The 18,847-nt window shown below is 64.6% G+C and carries 15 protein-coding genes; 8 read left to right on the top strand and 7 right to left on the bottom strand.

Annotated features, from left to right (window positions below; translation table 11 throughout):
* Window positions 1-46: 46 nt before the first annotated feature.
* The 3 genes from LPW30_RS08760 to thiD all read right to left on the bottom strand — a co-directional run bounded on the left by LPW30_RS08760 (window position 47) and on the right by thiD (window position 4,777).
* Window positions 47-1,270, bottom strand: coding sequence for a ribonuclease H-like domain-containing protein (locus LPW30_RS08760; protein WP_239680654.1), 1,224 nt, complete (start codon window positions 1,268-1,270; stop codon window positions 47-49).
* Window positions 1,267-3,693 (bottom strand): DEAD/DEAH box helicase, encoded by a 2,427-nt coding sequence (locus LPW30_RS08765; RefSeq protein ID WP_238624646.1) that lies wholly within the window; start codon window positions 3,691-3,693, stop codon window positions 1,267-1,269. The genes LPW30_RS08760 and LPW30_RS08765 overlap by 4 nt, the downstream gene beginning before the upstream one ends.
* Before the next feature lie 268 nt (window positions 3,694-3,961).
* The gene (thiD, locus tag LPW30_RS08770; RefSeq protein WP_025281416.1) at window positions 3,962-4,777 is read right to left on the bottom strand and encodes a bifunctional hydroxymethylpyrimidine kinase/phosphomethylpyrimidine kinase; all 816 of its coding nucleotides are present in this window, start codon (window positions 4,775-4,777) and stop codon (window positions 3,962-3,964) included.
* A gap of 248 nt (window positions 4,778-5,025) precedes the next feature.
* On the opposite strand from thiD, the gene LPW30_RS08775 reads away from it, so the two are divergent.
* Window positions 5,026-5,232, top strand: coding sequence for a dodecin family protein (locus LPW30_RS08775; RefSeq protein ID WP_025281415.1), 207 nt, complete (start codon window positions 5,026-5,028; stop codon window positions 5,230-5,232).
* Between the two features lie 94 nt (window positions 5,233-5,326).
* On the opposite strand, the gene LPW30_RS08780 is transcribed toward LPW30_RS08775, so the two are convergent.
* The 3 genes from LPW30_RS08780 to fabI are packed head-to-tail and all read right to left on the bottom strand — an operon-like array spanning window position 5,327 to window position 8,711.
* Entirely contained in the window at window positions 5,327-6,523 is a 1,197-nt protein-coding gene (locus tag LPW30_RS08780) for an acetate/propionate family kinase (protein WP_239680655.1), read from the bottom strand.
* A complete protein-coding gene (locus LPW30_RS08785) occupies window positions 6,520-7,929 on the bottom strand; it encodes a bifunctional enoyl-CoA hydratase/phosphate acetyltransferase (RefSeq protein ID WP_025281413.1) in 1,410 nt (469 codons plus the stop codon). Before LPW30_RS08785 ends, LPW30_RS08780 begins: the two co-directional genes overlap by 4 nt.
* 5 nt (window positions 7,930-7,934) lie before the next feature.
* Window positions 7,935-8,711, bottom strand: coding sequence for an enoyl-ACP reductase FabI (gene fabI / locus LPW30_RS08790; RefSeq protein WP_025281412.1), 777 nt, complete (start codon window positions 8,709-8,711; stop codon window positions 7,935-7,937).
* Between the two features lie 269 nt (window positions 8,712-8,980).
* Between fabI and LPW30_RS08795 the strand changes: the two genes are divergently transcribed.
* The 7 genes from LPW30_RS08795 (at window position 8,981) to LPW30_RS08825 (ending at window position 17,429) form a co-directional block, all read left to right on the top strand.
* Window positions 8,981-9,700 (top strand): hypothetical protein, encoded by a 720-nt coding sequence (locus tag LPW30_RS08795; RefSeq protein ID WP_035368915.1) that lies wholly within the window; start codon window positions 8,981-8,983, stop codon window positions 9,698-9,700.
* A 200-nt stretch (window positions 9,701-9,900) separates the two neighbouring features.
* Window positions 9,901-11,298, top strand: a complete 1,398-nt coding sequence (locus tag LPW30_RS08800; protein WP_025281411.1) for a cytochrome ubiquinol oxidase subunit I — start codon at window positions 9,901-9,903, stop codon at window positions 11,296-11,298.
* A gap of 6 nt (window positions 11,299-11,304) precedes the next feature.
* The gene (gene cydB, locus LPW30_RS08805; RefSeq protein ID WP_025281410.1) at window positions 11,305-12,309 is read left to right on the top strand and encodes a cytochrome d ubiquinol oxidase subunit II; all 1,005 of its coding nucleotides are present in this window, start codon (window positions 11,305-11,307) and stop codon (window positions 12,307-12,309) included.
* An 89-nt stretch (window positions 12,310-12,398) separates the two neighbouring features.
* Window positions 12,399-14,033, top strand: a complete 1,635-nt coding sequence (cydD, locus tag LPW30_RS08810; protein ID WP_274520654.1) for a thiol reductant ABC exporter subunit CydD — start codon at window positions 12,399-12,401, stop codon at window positions 14,031-14,033.
* A complete protein-coding gene (gene cydC / locus LPW30_RS08815; RefSeq protein ID WP_025281408.1) occupies window positions 14,030-15,709 on the top strand; it encodes a thiol reductant ABC exporter subunit CydC in 1,680 nt (559 codons plus the stop codon). Before cydD ends, cydC begins: the two co-directional genes overlap by 4 nt.
* 2 nt (window positions 15,710-15,711) lie before the next feature.
* A complete protein-coding gene (locus LPW30_RS08820; protein WP_025281407.1) occupies window positions 15,712-15,903 on the top strand; it encodes a hypothetical protein in 192 nt (63 codons plus the stop codon).
* A 95-nt stretch (window positions 15,904-15,998) separates the two neighbouring features.
* A complete protein-coding gene (locus LPW30_RS08825; RefSeq protein WP_239680656.1) occupies window positions 15,999-17,429 on the top strand; it encodes a Glu/Leu/Phe/Val family dehydrogenase in 1,431 nt (476 codons plus the stop codon).
* Here LPW30_RS08825 and LPW30_RS08830 read toward each other — a convergent pair.
* The gene (locus LPW30_RS08830) at window positions 17,395-18,804 is read right to left on the bottom strand and encodes a leucyl aminopeptidase family protein (protein ID WP_239680657.1); all 1,410 of its coding nucleotides are present in this window, start codon (window positions 18,802-18,804) and stop codon (window positions 17,395-17,397) included. The genes LPW30_RS08825 and LPW30_RS08830 overlap by 35 nt on opposite strands.
* Between the last annotated feature and the right edge of the window lie 43 nt (window positions 18,805-18,847).

Here is an 18,847-nt window from a genome sequence, read left to right on the forward strand (position 1 = left end):
CAGGGGGAGAAGGAAGCTTCCGTAGCTGAAACTGGGTGCTTTCACTTTAAGGGTCTTCCGAGCGTCGGCCGGCGCGCAGGGCCAGTTTGTTCATCAGACGCTCCCGGCGCCGCTGGTGTGCCTCGCCCGCGGGGAGACCACGGGCACACTCCAGGGCGGCCCGCAGGTCGCGACGTACGTGCTCGTGGTACTTGGCCAGGGCCTCCAGGGCCGTCACGCAACCCCGCGCGGACAGTGCATCCCAGAGATGCAGGGCCTCCGCGTTGCGTCCGTCACGGCGCAGCAGGTCCGCCATGAGCAAAAGACCCTTTTCATCCAGCGCCGCGCGACCCTGGTGCAGAACCTCCAGGGCCCGGCCCTGCCGTCCGGCCTTGAGGTGTCCCTTGGCCACTGCCACCGGGTCGGCGCCAAAGGTATCCGGCGTGCCGTGGGCCCGATCCAGGGCCGGGTACAGGGCCGCCAGGGAGACCAGGTCCCAGCGGTTGTGGGTGAGTACACCCGGCAGGCGCCGAGCCTCCCCGTCACGCAGATAGTCCAGCCAGGCCAGCGGCGCCTCTGCGCCGGGCAGGTCATGGAGACGCCTGAAGCCCAACAGTCGCTGTTCCGCGGTGATCAGGCGACAGTCCGGCCAGCGCTGCCGGAACAGCCGCCGCACCGGGTACAGCAGATCCAGGTGCCCAAGCCGCGAAAAAGGATCATCCAGGCCTGCCAGGCGGACCCGGGTGAGCAGCAGCGGCAGGTCAAAACGCTTGCCGTTGTAGGTGACCACGGTATGAGCCCCGGCCAGGAAGTCGGCGGCCTGGCGCAGCATGCCCGCCTCGCCGGCAAAGCGGGTCAACATGAACTGGCGTACATGCAACTGATGGCCCTCCAGCCGGGCCAGGCCCAGCATGAACACGGCGGTGCCGGTGCCGCCGGCCAGGCCGGTGGTCTCGGTGTCCAGAAAGACCAGGCCGTGCGGCTCCCATCCCCGGGCCTCGGGCAGATGGACCTGTTCACCCAGCAGGGTTGATAGGGGGAAGCGACCGTGGGTGTTCTCCAGCGGCAGGTATTGGGAACACCCCAGCACGCCCGGTTCCAGCAGTTCGGCACCCAGGCGATCGGCCAAGGCCTGGTCCGCGTCCGCCTGTACCGGGCGATGGGCCTCGCGGCGGGGCCGCAGCCGTTGCACGCGCTCGGCCACCGAGACCCTGCCATCAGGCTCCCGTTCCCGGGCCGGCGTCCCGGCGCCATGCCCCTTGAGCCGATCCAGGCGCTGGCGCAGGTTCACGGGGCGTCGCCGAAGAGGCCAAGCACCCGCAGGGCCGCGGCCTTGGGGGAGTAGCCACGGGTCTCGTCCGAGGCCAGGATGGGGCCGATACAGGCCGGGCAGCCGTGGGTGCATTCACATTGGCCCACCAACCCCAGGGCGTCGTGGACCACCGCCACGCGTTGATCAAACAGTGGCGCCGACAGGCCGACCCCACCGGGGAAATTGTCGTAGAGGAACACTGCGGGTCGGAAACGGCCCTGGGCATCCGGTGATTTCTCCGCGCCCTGCTCGTCGCGGATCTGGCCGCGGCCGTGACTACCCACGGTGGCAAACCACCGGGCATCACCATCGCCCACGGCACGGCCCAGATCCCGGGGCTCCGACATCATGCGCAGGACTGCCACATGGTGCATGGCATAGGCGGCCCCCAGGAATCCATCCAGCGCCTCCTGGCGGGAGTCGAAGCGGGCCTCCAGGGTCTGGGGTGCCAGTTCCCACCAGGCTGCGGTGGTGTGCATCTCCTGATCCGGGAGATTGATTTCACCAAAGCCAATATTTTCATGGGTGTAGTAGCGAATCTTCTTGTAACCTGGAATCCGTCGCACCACGTGTACCTCACCATGGGCGCAGGTGGATTCCGGGTGACGGGCGCGGTCGAAGTCATCCAGGATCTTCAGCCGGGTGTAGTCGATGGCGTCGGTGTAGTAGTCCACCCGGGTCTCCTGCACAAAGGCCTTGCGCCCCACCCAGTCCAGTCGTTCCACCTGATAGGGACTGGCCTGCACCATGTAGATGGCGCCCTCGTACAGGGTCATGGGGGCGGCGGAAAAGTCCACCTCGGCGATGATCCGCTTGCCGCCGCCGGTGGTGTCCACCACCACGAAGTTGTCCTCGGCCACGGATCGCAGGCTGACACTGTTGGCCGGGTAGCTGTCGGCACTCCAGTACCACTGATCCCCCTCCCGGTGCAGCACGCCCTCCTCTTCCAGGTAGCCCAGCAGTTCCTCCAGCGGCTCATCGCCGAAATGCTCACCCTGGCGAAACGGCAGTTCAAAGGCGGCGCAGCGCACGTGGTCCAGCAGGATCAGCAACTGATCCGGGTCGATGCGTGCATGCTCCGGCCCGGCGCCCAGGAAGAACTCCGGATTGCGCACGATGAACTGATCCAGTGGATCGCTGCCGGCCACCAGCACCCCCAGGGCCGGGCGCTGACGCCGGCCCGCCCTGCCCAGGCGCTGCCAGGAACCGGCGATGGTGCCCGGGTAGCCGTTGAGCACGCACACATCCAGGCTGCCGATATCCACGCCCAGTTCCAGGGCCGACGTGCTGATCACGCAATCCACCCGGCCCGCCCGCAGGTCCTTCTCGGTGGCACGGCGCTGGGTGGGCAGGTAGCCGCCACGGTAGGCGGTCACCCGGGGTGGGCGTCGCGGGTCCTTGTCGAAGACATCCTTGAGGTACTTGGTGAGCACCTCCACCATCAGTCGGGAGCGGGCGAAGACGATATTCTTCAGGCCCATGCGCGTGGCCAGCCGGGCGATGCGCGTGCTCTGCGAGCGGCTCGAGGCCCGGATACCCAGATCCGGATTGATCACCGGGGGGTTCCACAGCAGCAGATGGCGTTCGCCCCGCGGCGCGCCGCTTTGATCCACGGTGCTCACCGCCTCGCCGATCAGGCGGGTGGCCAGCTCCCCCGGGTTGGCGATGGTGGCCGAGGCCATGATGAAACGGGGGCGCACCCCATAAAAGCGGCAGATCCTTTGCAGGCGCCGCATGAGGTTGGCCACGTGGGCACCAAAGACACCCCGATAGGTATGGGTCTCGTCGATGACCACATATTCCAGGTTCTCGAAGAACTGCGCCCACTTGGTGTGATGAGGCAGGATGCCCTGGTGCAGCATGTCCGGGTTGGAGACGACGATATCCCCCCGGGTACGCACCGCCTTGCGGGCATCACCGGGCGTGTCGCCATCGAAGGTGAAGGCGCGGATGCCCAGATTGCCCCCTTCGTTCAGGGCCTGGACCTCAGCCACCTGGTCCTGGGACAGGGCCTTGGTGGGAAACAGATACAGGGCCTTGACGCCCCGCTCCAGCACCGCCTGCATCACCGGCAGGTGAAAGCACAGGCTCTTGCCCGAGGCGGTGGGGGTGACCAGGACCAGGTGTTCGCCTGCCCGGACACGTTGCCAGGCCTCGGCCTGGTGAGTGTAGAGCCGTGTGATGCCCCGGGCCTCCAGGGCCTTTTTCAGGCGAGGGTCCAGCTCGTCAGGGATGGGGGCGTATTGCCCGGGCTGGGCCGGCAGGATCAGTTCACCGGTAATGCACCCTTTGTAACGTCTGCGCAGTTGTCCGGCCAGACGCAGCACCGGGTCGGCGGCATCCGTCGTCGGGGTGTCTGAGGCAAAGGATGCCGGCGAGTGCTGGGAGCGGGGGCGGGCCATGGACTGAGTTTAATCAGAGGCTGTATATAATGCCATATGATGATGAACCATCTGCCAGGCTCTGGCGGCCCGCATGGTTTCTTTACCGGGCGTTTCCAGCAGCGCCCGGGAGCTGTTCCACGTGGCACTCCTGCGGTTGCCCGGCAATGATGGCGCTAAGCTGATGAAAAGTCACACTCAGGGACGACAGTTCAGGTCATGGTTGAAGTCGGGGATCCAATCCTTTGATTCAGCGAGGTACGTATATGAAGTTATTTCAAGGTTTACGTCATAACTGACTATATCCAGAATTGAAACCATGGTTCACCGGCCCGGCGCCCTCCCCCAGGCGGCGGGCCGAGCGCAGGGCCTTGAACAGGTATTTTTGCGCCTGCAACACGGCCTCGCGGACGGTGAGCCCGTGGGCCAGGCCGGCAGCCACGGCGCTGGCCAGGGTGCAGCCCGTACCATTGTTGCATCGGGTGTCCAGACGGGTGCTGGTGAACACTTCCACCCCCTCGGCCGAGGCTAGGCAATCGTTGATCATCTCACCCTGTTGGTGTCCACCCTTGAGCAGTACATGCTCGGGCCCCAGTGCCCGCAATGCCATGGCCGCTTCCCGCATGGCCTCCACCCCGCTGATCGACCGGCCCAGCAACACCTCTGCCTCGGGCAGATTGGGCGTGAGCACCTTCGCCCGGGGCAGCAGCACCGACCGCAGATGGCTCACGGCGTCATCACTGATCAACTGATCCCCGCTCTTGGCCACCATCACCGGGTCCACTACCACATTCACATGTGCTGCTCGGGCCTCCAGTTCGGCCACCACAGCATCGATGACCGCCCGGTCTTGCAGCATTCCGGTCTTGATGCAGTCCGCGCCGATGTCCTCAAGCACCACCCGCATCTGTTCGCGGACGAAGTCCACGGGGACGGCATGCACGCCGTGCACCCCCAGGGTGTTCTGGGCGGTCAGGGCAGTGATGGCGGTACTGGCATGCCCCCCCAGGGCCATGATGGTCTTGATATCCGCCTGGATGCCAGCGCCACCCCCCGAGTCGGAGCCGGCCACCACCAGTACCCTTGCGTTGCCAAAACGATCCAAAGTGATGGTCCTCGATAACGATGCATGGTTCGAATGGGTTCAAAATCAGGCTCTGCCGAGCACTTCCAGAGTGATCAGCGCGTGGGGATCACGATTATAGATGACAGCCCTGGCAGTGGAGAGGTGCCCTGACAATCCCTGATCGGTCGTCTATAACAAAGGGGGAGCGGTCTTGAAAGGCCGCCCACTTTAAAGGAATAAGGTCATCGCCACCACAAGGGATTCATTCAGGAGATGAGGAGATAATAATGAGCGTTTACAAGGTGATAGAGCTTGTCGGGACCAGCGAAAAATCCTGGGAGGACGCGGCCCAGCAGGCGGTGGCCAAGGCGCGTTCCAGCCTGCGGGAGCTTCGTATCGTGGAAGTGAACAAGCTGGACATCAAGCTGGATGACCAGGGCAATATCGCTGCCTACCGGGCCAGGCTGAACGTATCCTTCAAGTACGACAGCTAGCCTGTTCAGCCTGCCTGGTGGCGTGGGCTCGTCATCCCCCGCCCGACTTCCGGGTCGCGGCACTCTTGCCGGGACCCGGGGGTGAATGCTCCTTTCAGTCGCAGCACTGGGCCGTGTGCCAGGCGATCATGCGCTCCTCGTCAGTGGGGATCACCCAGGCAGCGGCCCGGCTTGCCCCGGTGCTGATGCAGGGGCCGTGGTCCAGATTACGGGCCTCGTCCACCTCCAGCCCGAGCCACTGGCAGCCACGAATCACTTCCGAACGCACCGGGGAGGCGCGCTCACCGATGCCTGCGGTGAACACCAGGTGATCCAGACCACCCAGGGCGGAGGCCAGGCTGCCGATCTCACGCACGATCCGGTAGACGAACAGATCCACCGCCTCACGCGCCGAGGGCTCTTCACTGTCCAGTAGCACACGCATGTCGCTGCTGATACCCGAGACGCCCAGCAAGCCGGATTCCTTGTACAGCACCCGGCTCACCTCATCCGGGGTCATGTTCTCGTGGCTGAGCAGATGCAGGACCAGGCCGGGGTCGATATTGCCGCAGCGGGTGCCCATGGGCAGCCCGTCCAGGGCGGTAAACCCCATGGTGGATGCCACGCTCACGCCGTTGTGCATGGCGCACAGACTGGCGCCGTTACCCAGGTGGGCCACGACCACACGCCCGGTCTCCGGGGTGGGTACGTGCCGGGCCAGGGCGCGACTGATGTAGTCATAGGAAAGGCCGTGGAATCCGTAACGGACCAGGCCCGCCTCGGTGAGATGCCGCGGCAGGGCGAAGGCCTGGGCCACCCGGGGCTGGGTGGTGTGAAAGCTGGTATCGAAACAGGCCACCTGCGGCACATTCGGCCGCAGCTCGGACAAGAGGCTCACTGGTGCCAGGCAGTGGGGCTGATGCAACGGTGCCAGCGGGATCAGTGTTTCCAGATCCCGGACCGTTTCCGCATCCAGACGAGCCGGTTGGCGATAGGTGCGCCCCCCGTGGACCACCCGATGACCGATGGCGGCGATGTCGTCCACGTCGGAATGATCATCCACCCAGTCCAGGAGGCACTTCAGGGCCGCTGCATGATCGAAGCGGTCCCCGTCCTGCCCCTGCGGGTGCTCATCCAGCAACGTTTGTCCCTGCGCATCCTTGGCGACAAAGTGCGGCTGGTCACCCAGGCCGGAAAACTGTCCCCGGAAACGGGCGGCAAAGCCCTCGAGCCCCTGCCCGCCCTGCCGGGCGAACAGGGCGAACTTGATGCTCGAGGAACCGCTGTTGATGACCAGGATATCCGCCATCATCTCCCCTTCTTCTTCTGGTAATCCGCCGCCAGCAAGGCCAGTGCACAGGAGGCCATACGGGTGATGGCATCATCTGCCCGGCTGGTGAGCACGATGGGTACGCGTGCACCCAGCACGATGCCGGCACCGGTGGCATCCGCCAGATAGGTGAGCTGCTTCATGAGCATGTTGGCAGCTTCCAGGTCGGGTGCCAGCAGGATATCGGCCTTGCCGGCCACTGGCGAAACGATATTCTTGGTCTTCGCTGCGGCTTCCGACACGGCATTATCGAAGGCCAGCGGGCCATCCAGCGTGCCTCCGGTGATCTGCCCACGTTCTGCCATCTTGCACAGGGCGGCCGCCTCCAGGGTGGACTGGATCTTGGGATTGACCGTTTCCAGCGCGGAGAGGATGGCCACCTTCGGATCCTCATTACCCACGGCATGGGCCAGATCAATGGCGTTCTGGACGATGTCCATCTTGTCGGCCAGGCTGGGGTAGATATTGATGGCCGCATCGGTGATGAACAGTGGCCGCGGATAGGTGGGCACATCAAAGGCCATGACATGGCTGATGCGCCGCTCGGTGCGCAGACCCGACTCCCGGGCCAGCACGGCCCGCAGCAGCTCATCGGTGTGTAACGAGCCCTTCATGATGGACTCGATCCGGCCGCTGCGGGTGAGGCTGACAGCTTCCTCCGCTGCGGCATGGCTGTGACGCACGGGTACCAGCTCGAAATCGGAGATGTCCACCTCGGCTTCGTCAGCGGCTGCTCGAATCCGGTCTTCCGGGCCGATGAGCACCGGATGGATCAACCCCGCCCGGGCCGACTCATAGGCGCCCAGGATGGACTGGGTATCCACAGGATGCACGACCGCCATGCTCACCGGTTCCGGGTGTGTGGCGGCGTGAAGCAGTTCATGCAGTCGAGCCCGTTCGGCCATGCGAACCCGGGGCATGATCGTGCGTGGGCGACGGATCTTCTCCGTCGGGGCCAGCACGTCGGCCACGCCCACGATGACATCCCGATCGTCCTGGTTGGTGCAGCGGCAGTCGAACTTGATGCCGTTCTTGCCGGGATCCTTCTCCAGCACCTTCACATGCACGCGCAGCACGTCGCCCAGGCCCACCGGGGCCTTGAAGCGCAGGGTCTGGCCCAGATAGATGGTGCCGGGCCCCGGGAGCTCCGTGCCCAGTACCGTGGAGATCAGGGCGCCGCCCCACATCCCGTGGGCGATGATTTCCTGGAATCGGGTGCTCTTGGCGAAGTCCTCGTCCACATGGGCTGGATTGACGTCACCGGACATGATGGCGAACAGCTTGATGTCATCCATGGTGAGACGGCGTTCGATGGTCGCCGAGTCTCCCACCTGAATCTCATCAAAGGTTCGGTTTTCGATAAAGTCTTGTTCCACTCTCTTGTCCATGATTTTCAGGCCTTCACGTGGTCACCGGCATCCACATAGGTGGTGCCGCCGGTGAGTGAATGTCCCGCTTCCGAGGTCAGGAAGACGGCCGTACGACCCACATCTTCGATGGACACCAGGCGGCGCAGGGGTGAGCGCTGCTCGGCCGTTTGTGCCAGATTTTCAAAATCCTTGATCCCCGATGCCGCGCGGGTGCGGATCGGGCCGGGTGAGATGGCATGCACGCGAATACCCGCCGGGCCCAGCTCATCGGCCATATAGCGCACCGAAGCTTCCAGCGCGGCCTTCACGGGCCCCATCAGGTTGTAGTTTTCCACCACCTTTTCAGCCCCGTAGTAGGACATGGTGATCAGGGTGCCACCCTCCTTCATCAAGGGTTCGGCCTGTCTGGCAAGCCGCATGAAGGAATGACAGGAGACATCCATGGCCATACCAAAACCCTCGCGGGAGCAGTCCACCACGCGACCGTGCAGATCGTCCCGGGTGGCGAAGGCCATGGAGTGGATCAGGAAATCCAGCTTGCCCCAGCGCTCACGGGCCTGGGCGAACAGGGCTTCCACCTGGGATTCATCCTGAACGTCACAGAGCATGAGCTGGGGGTTGCCCATGTCAGGACCCAGGGGGGTGATGTGTTTCTCGGCTTTGGGAGAACCGTATGTGACGATCATCTCCGCGCCGGCTTCGTGCATGGCCTTGGCACAGCCGTAAGCGATGCTGTCAGCGTTAGCGAGCCCGGTGACGATGCCGGTTTTTCCTTCAAGGGAAAAAGGATGGGCAGCCATATGCCACCTCCGATTGGGTTGGGCGAATGTAGGTGAAGAGCGAGGCGGGTCGGGCGGCTGGGCCTCGAGGGCCGTGACCGCGAGTACCCGCCAACTCATTACCCCCTAGTATATGCTGCATTGCAGCGAAAATTAACAGGTGAACATGACGGATATATGAAATGGGCCTTGCTCACGGCCCTGTACCAAGCGTGAGCTTGACAACGATCAATAATTGCTGATCCCATGGACTTGACATTTTTTTCTCCAGGCTTCGAGGGTTACGAATCATGCGTCATCGCTTGTGGGTTGCCGTTATCCTGCTGGGCCTGGCCATGCCCCTGAACGCCGCCGAGCGCTTTCAGGACTGGTGGATCAGCTACAGCGAGCCCGATGGGGGGGGATTGACGCTGCTGGCGTACACCCGCAGTGAAGATGGGCATGCCTTCGCCATCGGTCAGGCCCGCAATGGGCCGCTCAAGGCCGCCATCCTGATCCGCTCAGGCAATCCCTCTGCGGAGAAGACCTGTTGCGTGGAGGCTCGCGTGGCTTCCGAAGGACGCTCCCGGGTAGTCTCGACCCATATTGACGAGGACCAGCAACCTGCGGGCGATGAGGGACGACAGGGCGAGTCGGTGGAGTGGGCACTCTGGGAGCCACGCCAGGGGAATGAGATTCCTCCGCTGATGCAGGCCCTGATGGAGGGGCGTGAGGTACACCTGAAGGTGGAAGATGCCTTCGGCGACATCCAGAGCATGACCTTTTCCCTGGAGGGGGCCCGGCAGGCCCTGCACTGGATGATTACCGAGGGCCCCATGACGGTCACCCACGACACGGTGGATTCACTCTCCGAAGCCGCCGCCTTCCATTGCGGTCACTCCGATGAGGTGGAGGCCTGTTTCGATGAGATTGTCAACTGCTGGGACCGTCAGTCCAGTGGCACCTCGGCAGTGGCTTTCCATGGCTGTCTGCGATCCTCGGGGGTGATGGGGCCGCCTGGCGGGGATTGAACATCTCTCTTCGAGGCACCGGTTTGGCAAAGGGGGTTGAGTGAACGACGCGGGGGGGTACAATTCCGGGGCACCGGTCCTGGGCCCTGGATCAAGGGGCTGAAATTCGCGGGTTGGTGATTGACCAAAATCATAGGGTATTCCGGGAAGAAGGCGCAGAATGAGTCTAAAGTCCACCACGACACGGGAGTCCTGCCTCCATGGAGCTTGATCCGCTTCTCTTATCGCGCATTCAGTTCGCGTTCGTCGTTTCATTCCACGCCATCTTTCCGGTATTCACCATTGGGCTGGCCTCCTACATCGCCCTGCTCGAGGGGTTGCTCTACAAGACCGGTAATCCGGCCTACGAACAGCTCTCCCGTTTCTGGACCAAGGTCTTTGCCGTGGTCTTCGGCATGGGCGTGGTCTCGGGCATCGTCATGTCCTTCCAGTTCGGCACCAACTGGAGCGTTTTCTCCTACGCCAGCGCCAACTTCCTGGGGCCCGTGCTGGCCTATGAGGTGGTGACGGCCTTCTTCCTGGAGGCGGTGTTCCTGGGTGTCCTGCTCTTTGGCCGCGACAAGGTGCCCCGTGGCACCCACCTGTTCGCCGCCTGCATGGTGGCCCTTGGCACCTTCATCTCCTCGTTCTGGATCCTCTCTGCCAACAGCTGGATGCAAACCCCGGCAGGCGTGGAGTTGCGGGATGGCATCTTCCATCTCACCTCCTGGGGTGAGGCCATCTTCAACCCCTCCTTCTGGCCTCGCTTCTTCCACGTGGCACTGGCCTCGTTCCTCACGGGCGGCTTTGTGGTGGCGGCCGTCTCGGCCTGGTATCTGCTCAAGGGCAAGACGCCGCTGGCCTCCAAAAAGGCCCTGCAGATGTGCCTGATCATGCTGGCCCTGGCAGCACCCGCCCAGTTGCTGGTGGGGGATGTGCATGGCCTGAATACCCTGGAACATCAACCGGCCAAGGTGGCCGCCATGGAAGGGGTGTGGGAAACCACGGACGGGGCACCGCTGCTGCTGTTCGCGATCCCCAGTCAGTCTCAGGAACGCAACTTCATGGAGGTGGGCATTCCCAAGCTGGCAAGCCTGATCCTCACGCATGAATGGGATGGCCGCGTCGAAGGGCTCAAGGAATGGGCGCCCGAGGATCGCCCCAACGTCCCCATCGTGTTCTGGAGTTTCAGGATCATGGTCGGTATCGGTCTGCTCATGATCGTGATGGCCCTTTGGGGCGCCTGGCTGACCTGGCGGGGCCGTCTGGAGCACTCGCCGCGCTTCCTGCGCCTGCTCAGCTTCATGATCCCATTGCCGTTCGTCGCGGTGCTGGCGGGTTGGTTCGTCACCGAGGTGGGCCGTCAGCCCTGGCTGTCCTATGGCCTGATGCGGGTCGAAGAGGGTCTCACCCCCTCCCTGACCGGAGGCATGGCCCTGTTCAGCCTGATCGGCTTCATCGCCGTCTACGCCGTGGTGTTCATCGCCGGCGTCACCTTTCTGGTGCGCATCATCCGCAAGGGTCCCGACGAGGCCCAGGGTGATCATCCCGTGCCCGGCGCCCATCCCAAACGGCCTTTCTCCGCGGCCGATGAATCCATTACCCAGCCCGCGAGGTAAGCCGTCATGGAACTGATCGATCTCACACTGATCTGGGTGGCCATCATCGGCTTCGGGGTGTTCATGTACGTGCTCATGGACGGATTCGACCTGGGGGTGGGCATCCTCTACCCCTTCGCTCGCAACGAGGATCATCGCGATGTGATGATGAATTCCGTCGCGCCGGTCTGGGATGGCAATGAAACCTGGCTGATCCTCGGGGGCGCCGGCCTGCTGGCCGCCTTCCCCCTGATTTATGCGGTGTTCCTGCCGGCACTCTACATCGGCGTGTTTCTGCTCCTGGCAGGGTTGATCTTCCGCGGTGTCGCCTTTGAGTTCCGCTTCAAGTCGGCTCCCGGCAAGCGGGGCCCCTGGAACTGGTCGTTCTTCCTGGGCTCTTTGGTGGCCTCCTTCGCTCAAGGGGCCGTGGTAGGGGCGTATATCCAGGGCTTTGAGGTGGAAGGCTTCTCCTACGTGGGCGGGCCACTGGACTGGTTGACCCCCTTCACCGTGATGACCGGTCTGGGCCTGGTGGCGGGTTACACCCTGCTGGGCGCCACCTGGCTGATCATGAAGACCGAGGGCGATCTGCAGGACTGGGCCTACAGGATGGCCCGCTGGATGCTGGGAGCGGTGCTGGCGGTCTATGTCATCGTCAGCCTGTGGACGGCGGTGGCCCACCCCCACATCCTGGAGCGCTGGCTGGAAAACGCCACGGTGCTTTGGGTCTTCCCCACCCTCTCCGTACTGGCCGGCCTGTGGTTGTGGCGCGGCCTGACCCAGCGCAACGAGGGGACGCCGTTTGTGGCCACCCTGGTGCTGTTCGTGCTGGCCTATGCGGGTCTGCTGATCAGCATGTGGCCTTACGCCGTGCCGCCGGAGCATACCTTCTGGGATGCCTCTTCTTCGCCGGATGCCCAGTTGTTCACCTTGGTTGGTATCCTGTTCGTGGTCCCCATCATCCTCGCCTACACCGCCTGGACCTACTGGGTGTTCAGGGGCAAGGTGCGTGTCGGTGAGGGTTACCACTGACCTCTCCCGCCGACAATACGACCCCGGAAATCCCCAACCGGGAAGCACGCCAGTGGCTCAATGAGCACATCGCCCCGGTCCGGCCCCTTCTGGGGCTGGCCACCGGTGCCGGCGTGCTCTCCGGCCTGCTCATCATTCCGCAGGCGGGGCTGATCGCATGGCTGCTGGATCGCGCCATCAGCCATGGTCAGGGCCCGTCGGAACTGGCTGTGCCGTTCGCCTGGCTGGCCGGCGTGATGTTGCTGCGCGTGGTGCTGGGGTGGGTGCGGGAGGCCACGGGTCAGGAGGCGGCGCTGCGCATCCAGGGGCGCCTCAGGGATCGCATATTCCAGCATCTGGCCACCCTGGGGCCGGTGCGGCTCGCCGATCGCCACAGTGGCACCCTCTCCTCAGCCATCGTGGAACAGGTGGAGGGGTTGTCCGGCTATTACGGGCGTTATCTGCCGCAAATGATGGTGGCGGCCCTCGTGCCCATCGGCATCTTCATCGCCGCGCTCACCCAGGACTGGCTGGCCGCTCTGATTCTTCTGTTTGCGGCCCCGCTGATTCCCTTCTTCATGGCCTTGCTGGGCATGGGGGCAGCGCAGGTCAGTCGCAGCCAACAGGAAACCGTCGCCCGACTGGGCGGGCATTTCCTGGATCGCCTGCAGGGCCTGACCACCCTGCGCCTGCTCAATGCCCAGGAGCGCGCCGCGGCGGACGTGGCCGAGGCCGCCGAAGGCTATCGAGCCAGCACCATGAAGGTGCTGCGCGTGGCCTTTCTGTCCTCTGCGGTGCTGGAGTTCTTCAGCGCCGTCGCCATTGCCCTGGTGGCCATGTACGTGGGTTTTGGCCTGATCGGGTATCTCACCTGGGGCCCGGCTCCGGAACTCACCCTCTTCTCGGGCCTGTTCATCCTGCTCATGGCCCCGGACTTCTTCCAGCCCCTGCGGCAACTGGCGCAGCACTATCATGATCGTGCTGCGGCGCTGGGAGCCGCCCAGGTGTTGATGCCGCTGCTGCGCCGCGAGGCGCCGCAGCTGCCCTCCCCGCCTCCCGTGCCTCACCCCTCCAGCGGGAGCGGCGTGCGTGTTCGCCTGGATAACGTGCACGTGAGTTTCGAGGATGGGCAACGCCAGGCGCTGCAGGGTGTGAGTCTGACCATCGAGCCCGGCGAGCGCGTGGCCCTGTGCGGCCCCAGCGGTGCCGGAAAATCTACCGTACTGCATCTGCTGGCGGGATTCATTCGCCCGGATCGGGGGAAGGTGGCGGTGGATGGGGCTGAGCCGGATCCGGTGCGCCAGGCAGCCTGGATGGGACAGCGTCCCCATGTCTTCGCAGGCAGCCTGGCCGATAATATCCGCATGGGCGAACCCCAGGCCTCGGATGAGGCCGTCAGATCGGCTGCCCGGGATGCCGGTGTGCTGTCGTTTGCCAGCCAGCTCCCCCAGGGGCTGGATACCCCCTTGGGTGAACGGGGATATGGTCTGTCAGGCGGCCAGGCCCAGCGGGTGGCACTGGCTCGCGCGGCCCTCAAGCAGGCCCCGCTGTGGCTGCTGGACGAACCCACGGCGGGCCTGGATCCCGACACCGAGGAGCAGATCCTCAAGGCCCTGGAGCGCTCGGCCACCACCGGCGCCACCCTGCTCATTGCCAGTCATCATCCCCGGGTGCTGGAGTGGGCCAACCGGGTCATCACCATTCAGGACGGTCAGGTGGTACAGGACACGGGGCATCACGCATGAAGGACCTCTGGCCATTCCTCAAGCTCTCCCTGCCCCGTCTGCCCTGGTTTGCCGCTGGCGGTCTGCTGGCCGTACTGACGGTGGCGGCCTCCACGGGCCTGCTGGCCCTTTCCGGCTGGTTCATCACCGCATCGGCCCTGGCGGGTGCCGGGCTCATTCTGGGGCTGGATGTCTACAGGCCCGCCGGCGGCATTCGTGCCCTGGCCATTACCCGCACCCTGGGGCGCTATGCCGAGCGTCTGGTGAACCACGAGGCGGTGTTGCGCCATCTGGCCGACCTGCGCAGCTGGATCTTCCGTCGCCTGGCGCCTCTGGATCCGGGCACCCTGGCCCGTTTTCGCTCGGCTGATCTGCTGCAGCGACTGGTGGGTGACATCGACACCCTGGACGGCCTCTTCCTGCGGGTGATCACACCCACTCTCACAGCCGTGCTGGCCCTGCTGGGGGGCGCAGTATTGTTCGGCCTGCTGGCCCCGTTCAGCGCCCTCTGGGTGATTGCCCTGCTGGCCTTTGCAGGCCTGGTGTTGCCGGCCCTGGCCCTGGCCCTGGGGCGGGCTGCCGGGGAGCGCCGCACCCGGGCCGCCGCCCGCGTGCGTGAGCTGGCGGTTGAGGGGGTTCAGGGCCTGGCGGAGCTGCGGGTGTTCGGCGCCCTGGGTCGTCATCGGCGCGCACTGGAATCCGCCGAATCGGACCGTGCCCATGCCGAGGGTGGGCTGGCGCGCTGGGGTGCCCTGGGGGATGCCCTGGCGATGCTGGCGGGTCTGGCGGCCGTGTGGCTGGCCCTATGGCTGGGGATTGGCTGGTTGGCCACAGGACAGGCCGGCGCACCCATCGTGGTGCTGGTCATTCTCGCCACACTGGGGCTTTCCGAAGCCCTGGGCATGCTCCCCGGGGCCTATCAACGTGTGGGACAGATCCGCAGCGCAGCCCGCCGCCTGCTGGATGTGGCCAATACTCGCCCTGCCCTGGAGGAACCCAAAACACCGGTTGCTCCAGCTTCTTGCGAAGGGTTGCAACTTCGTCAGGTGGTGCTGCGCTACGGTGAACAGGGGCCACCGGTGCTGCAGGGAATCGATCTGGACGTGAACACGGGTGAGACGGTCCTGATCACCGGGGCCTCCGGCGCCGGCAAGACCAGCATCCTCAGTGTGGCCCTGCGCCTGGTGGCGCCTCAGGAGGGTGAGGCCCGCGTGGCCGGCGTGCCGGTGCAGGACATGAGCTATCAGGACCTCTACAGCCAACTGGGAGCCCTCACCCAGGAGACCGTGCTGTTTGCGGACACCATGGCCAATAATCTGCGCCTGGCCCGCCCCGAGGCCACTGAAGAGCAATTGCATCAGGCGCTGTTCATTGCCGGCCTGGACGACTTTGTCCAGACTCTGGGCCAGGGTCTGGACACCCAGGTGGGTGAAGGTGGGGCACTGCTGTCCGGAGGGCAGGCCCGTCGTCTGGCGCTGGCCCGGCTGATCCTGAGGGATCCGCCGCTGGTGATCCTGGATGAGCCCTTTCGGGGTCTGGACCCGGCCACCATTATCCGCCTTCGGGAACGCATGGCCCCCTGGCTGGCCCAGCGGGCCGCACTGGTGATCGCCCACGAGGAAGCCACTGCCCCCATGGCGGATCGCCATTACCGGCTGGAACGGGGACAGCTTCAGGCGCAACAACCGAGGAGTTGATCATGGGTGGATGGGGTTGCCCGCATGAAAGCAAGGGCCTGTGCGGCCATCTGGACGATCGCCCCTGTGAGCCAGGCATGAAGGGCTGCGTGCTCGCCGGACGCTTTGTCTTCAGCGATCCGGAGAAGAACACTGCCCGGGCCCTGAGGGAGAAGGCAGACGAGGATCGGCGCCGGAAGCTTTCACGCCCCTGAACACTCTGCCGTCGTGAATGTCCTTTCACGATGGTTTGCGTGCCCGCAGAGATACCGTCGGGCCAAAGCGCCGCAACCGTCAACCAGGAGGTGTCATGAGCGATCAACCGACCGCCACCCGCTCCGGGAGTTTTCAGCAGAACGTGGCCCTCATGCTGGATCGGGCCCTCAAGGAAGTGAAACTGGAGCCCGGGGCTGATCGTGCCCTCAAGTCCTGTAACGCCACCTTGCAGGTCTCGTTTCCCATCAAGCTGCGCGGGGAGGTTCGCACCTTCACCGGCTGGCGGGCCGTGCACAGCACCCATCGTCTTCCCGCCAAGGGGGGGCTGCGCTTTTCCCCCACCGTGGATCAGGACGATACCGAGGCCCTGGCGGCGCTGATGACCTATAAATGCGCCATCGTGGATGTGCCCTTTGGCGGCTCCAAGGGGGGGCTGTGCATTGATCCCACCCAGTACGACCGGGATGAAATGGAACTCATCACGCGGCGGTTTGCCCGGGAACTGGCCCGCCGCGGATTCCTCAGCCCGGCCACCAACGTGCCGGCTCCCGATGTGGGTACAGGGCAACGGGAAATGGCATGGATTCTGGATACTTACAAGAACCTCTACCCGGAAGACATCAACTACGTGGGCTGCGTGACCGGTAAGCCGGTGGACCTGGGCGGAATGCCGGGAAGGCTGGAGGCCACGGGGCGTGGCATCCAGTATGCCCTCAGGGAGTTCTTCCGCCATCCCGCCGAGGTGCAGGCGGCGGGCCTGCAGGGGTCACTGGAGGGCAAGCGCATCATCGTGCAGGGCCTGGGCAATGTGGGCTATCACGCGGCCAAGTTCCTGCAGGAGGAGGATGGCGCCCGCATCGTCGGGATCATCGAGAGTGAGGGCGCCCTGGTTGACGAGCGGGGCCTGTCGGTGGAGGCAGTGCGTTGCTACATGAATGAGCACGGCACGGTGCTGGGCTACCCCGATGCCCGGTTCGTGGACAAAGGGGCAAGTGTGCTGGCCGAAGACTGTGACGTGCTCATCCCGGCGGCCCTGGAGGGCGTGATTCACAAGGACAATGCCGAGAGCATCCGCGCTCCCTTGATCATCGAAGCCGCCAATGGGCCCATCACCTACGAGGCAGACGAGATCCTGCGCGGCAAGGGCACGGTCATCCTGCCGGATATCTATGCCAACGCCGGCGGTGTGGTGGTCTCATACTTCGAGTGGATCCGTAACCTCTCCCATATCCGCTTCGGGCGTTTGCAGCGACGCCTGGATGAGACCCGGGGCGAGCACATCGTTTCTGCCCTGGAAATGATGAGTGGTGAAAAGACCCCGGCATGGATGCGCGAGAACCTCATCCGTGGCGCCGAAGAAGTGGACCTGGTGCGATCCGGCCTGGACGATGCCATGCGCGTGGCGTTCCAGGAGATCGCCCGGTTCCGGCGCGAGGGCGGGCGGCACCTGGATTACCGCACCGCCGCCTACGCCCTGGCGGTGACCCGGATCAATCTTGGCAGTCTGGACCTTGGGGCGTACTGAAACGCTCCTCCAGCCAGGCGAATACCGCACGCACGCCCAGGGCCTCGCCCCCCTTGGGACGCCCCGGACGGGCACGTGTGTTCCAGGCCATCACATCAAAATGGATCCAGGGCTGGGTCCGGGGCACGAAGGCCTTGAGGAACAGCCCGGCGGTAATGGCTCCCGCGTAAGGGGTACTGCCGCTGTTGGCCAGATCGGCCACGGAACTCTCCAGCAGCTCCCTGTAGGGCTCATGCAGGGGGAGCCGCCAGCAAGGGTCCTCCTGGATCTCTGCATGACGATGCAGGCCGTGGACCAGTTCACGGGCATCCGTGAAGAAAGCCGCGATCTCCGTGCCGACCGCCACCCTCGCCGCCCCGGTGAGGGTGGCAAAATCAATGATCAGTGAAGGGCTCTCCTCGCAGGCCCGGGTGAGCAGATCACACAACACCAGACGACCCTCGGCATCGGTGTTGTCCACTTCCACGGTCAGGCCCTTGCGGGTGGTGATCACGTCCCCCGGGCGAAAGGCGTTGCCATCGATGGCGTTATCCACGGCACCAATCAGTACCCGCAGGCGCACCGGCAGGCCTGCCGCCATGATCAAATGCGCCAGGCCCAGCACGTGAGCAGCACCGCCCATATCCTTTTTCATGAGACGCATGCCATTGCTCGGCTTGATATCGAGCCCACCGGTATCGAAACACACCCCCTTGCCCACCAGGGTGATCCGGGGGTGGGCATCGTCCCCCCACTGCAAATCGATCACACGGGGGGCGTGGTGACTGGCCCGTCCCACTCGGTGGATACTGGGATAGTTTTCCTCCAGCAGGGCATCCCCCACCACCTGCCGTACCGTGGCACCGAAGGTCTCGCCCAGTTGCTGGGCGGATTCGGCCAGGTGCTCAGGCATCATGTCCTCCGCCGGCGTGTTGATGAGGTCCCGCACCAGGCTGATGGCGTCAACGGTTTGCTCGACTCGCTGCGCCTGATCATCGGTGAGCCGGGTAAGGCTCAGCCGAGGATGGGGCTTGTCGCTGGGGCGGTAGCGCTCGAATCGGTAGCTGCCCAGCCCCCAACCCACCGCTGCCTGGGCCAGGCGCTGTGGCGACCAGTCACACTCCAGGGTGTAGACCCCCTCCCCCAGCCTGCCGGGCAGATCCGCCAAGGCCCAGCTGGCGGCATCCGGATCGACGCCCACCAGCATCTTGCGAACGCAACCATCGGTTTCCGGTAAGGCCAGGTGGTGGCCGGCCTTGGGCTGGAAACGGGCAGCCTTCACCCAGTTGCGCATTCGTTCTGGCTGTCGTTCCAGCCATGGATCAAAAAGAGCGGCATCCAGGGGGATCAGGGTGATCGCCTGCGCGGCAGGGGCGCGTTCGAAACAGTCGGTCATGGGTATCCGGATTCGATGGGTGTACCCCCGTAATCTATCATCC

It is taken from the genome of Ectothiorhodospira variabilis, from assembly GCF_022227625.1.
GTDB classification, from domain to species: domain Bacteria; phylum Pseudomonadota; class Gammaproteobacteria; order Ectothiorhodospirales; family Ectothiorhodospiraceae; genus Ectothiorhodospira; species Ectothiorhodospira haloalkaliphila.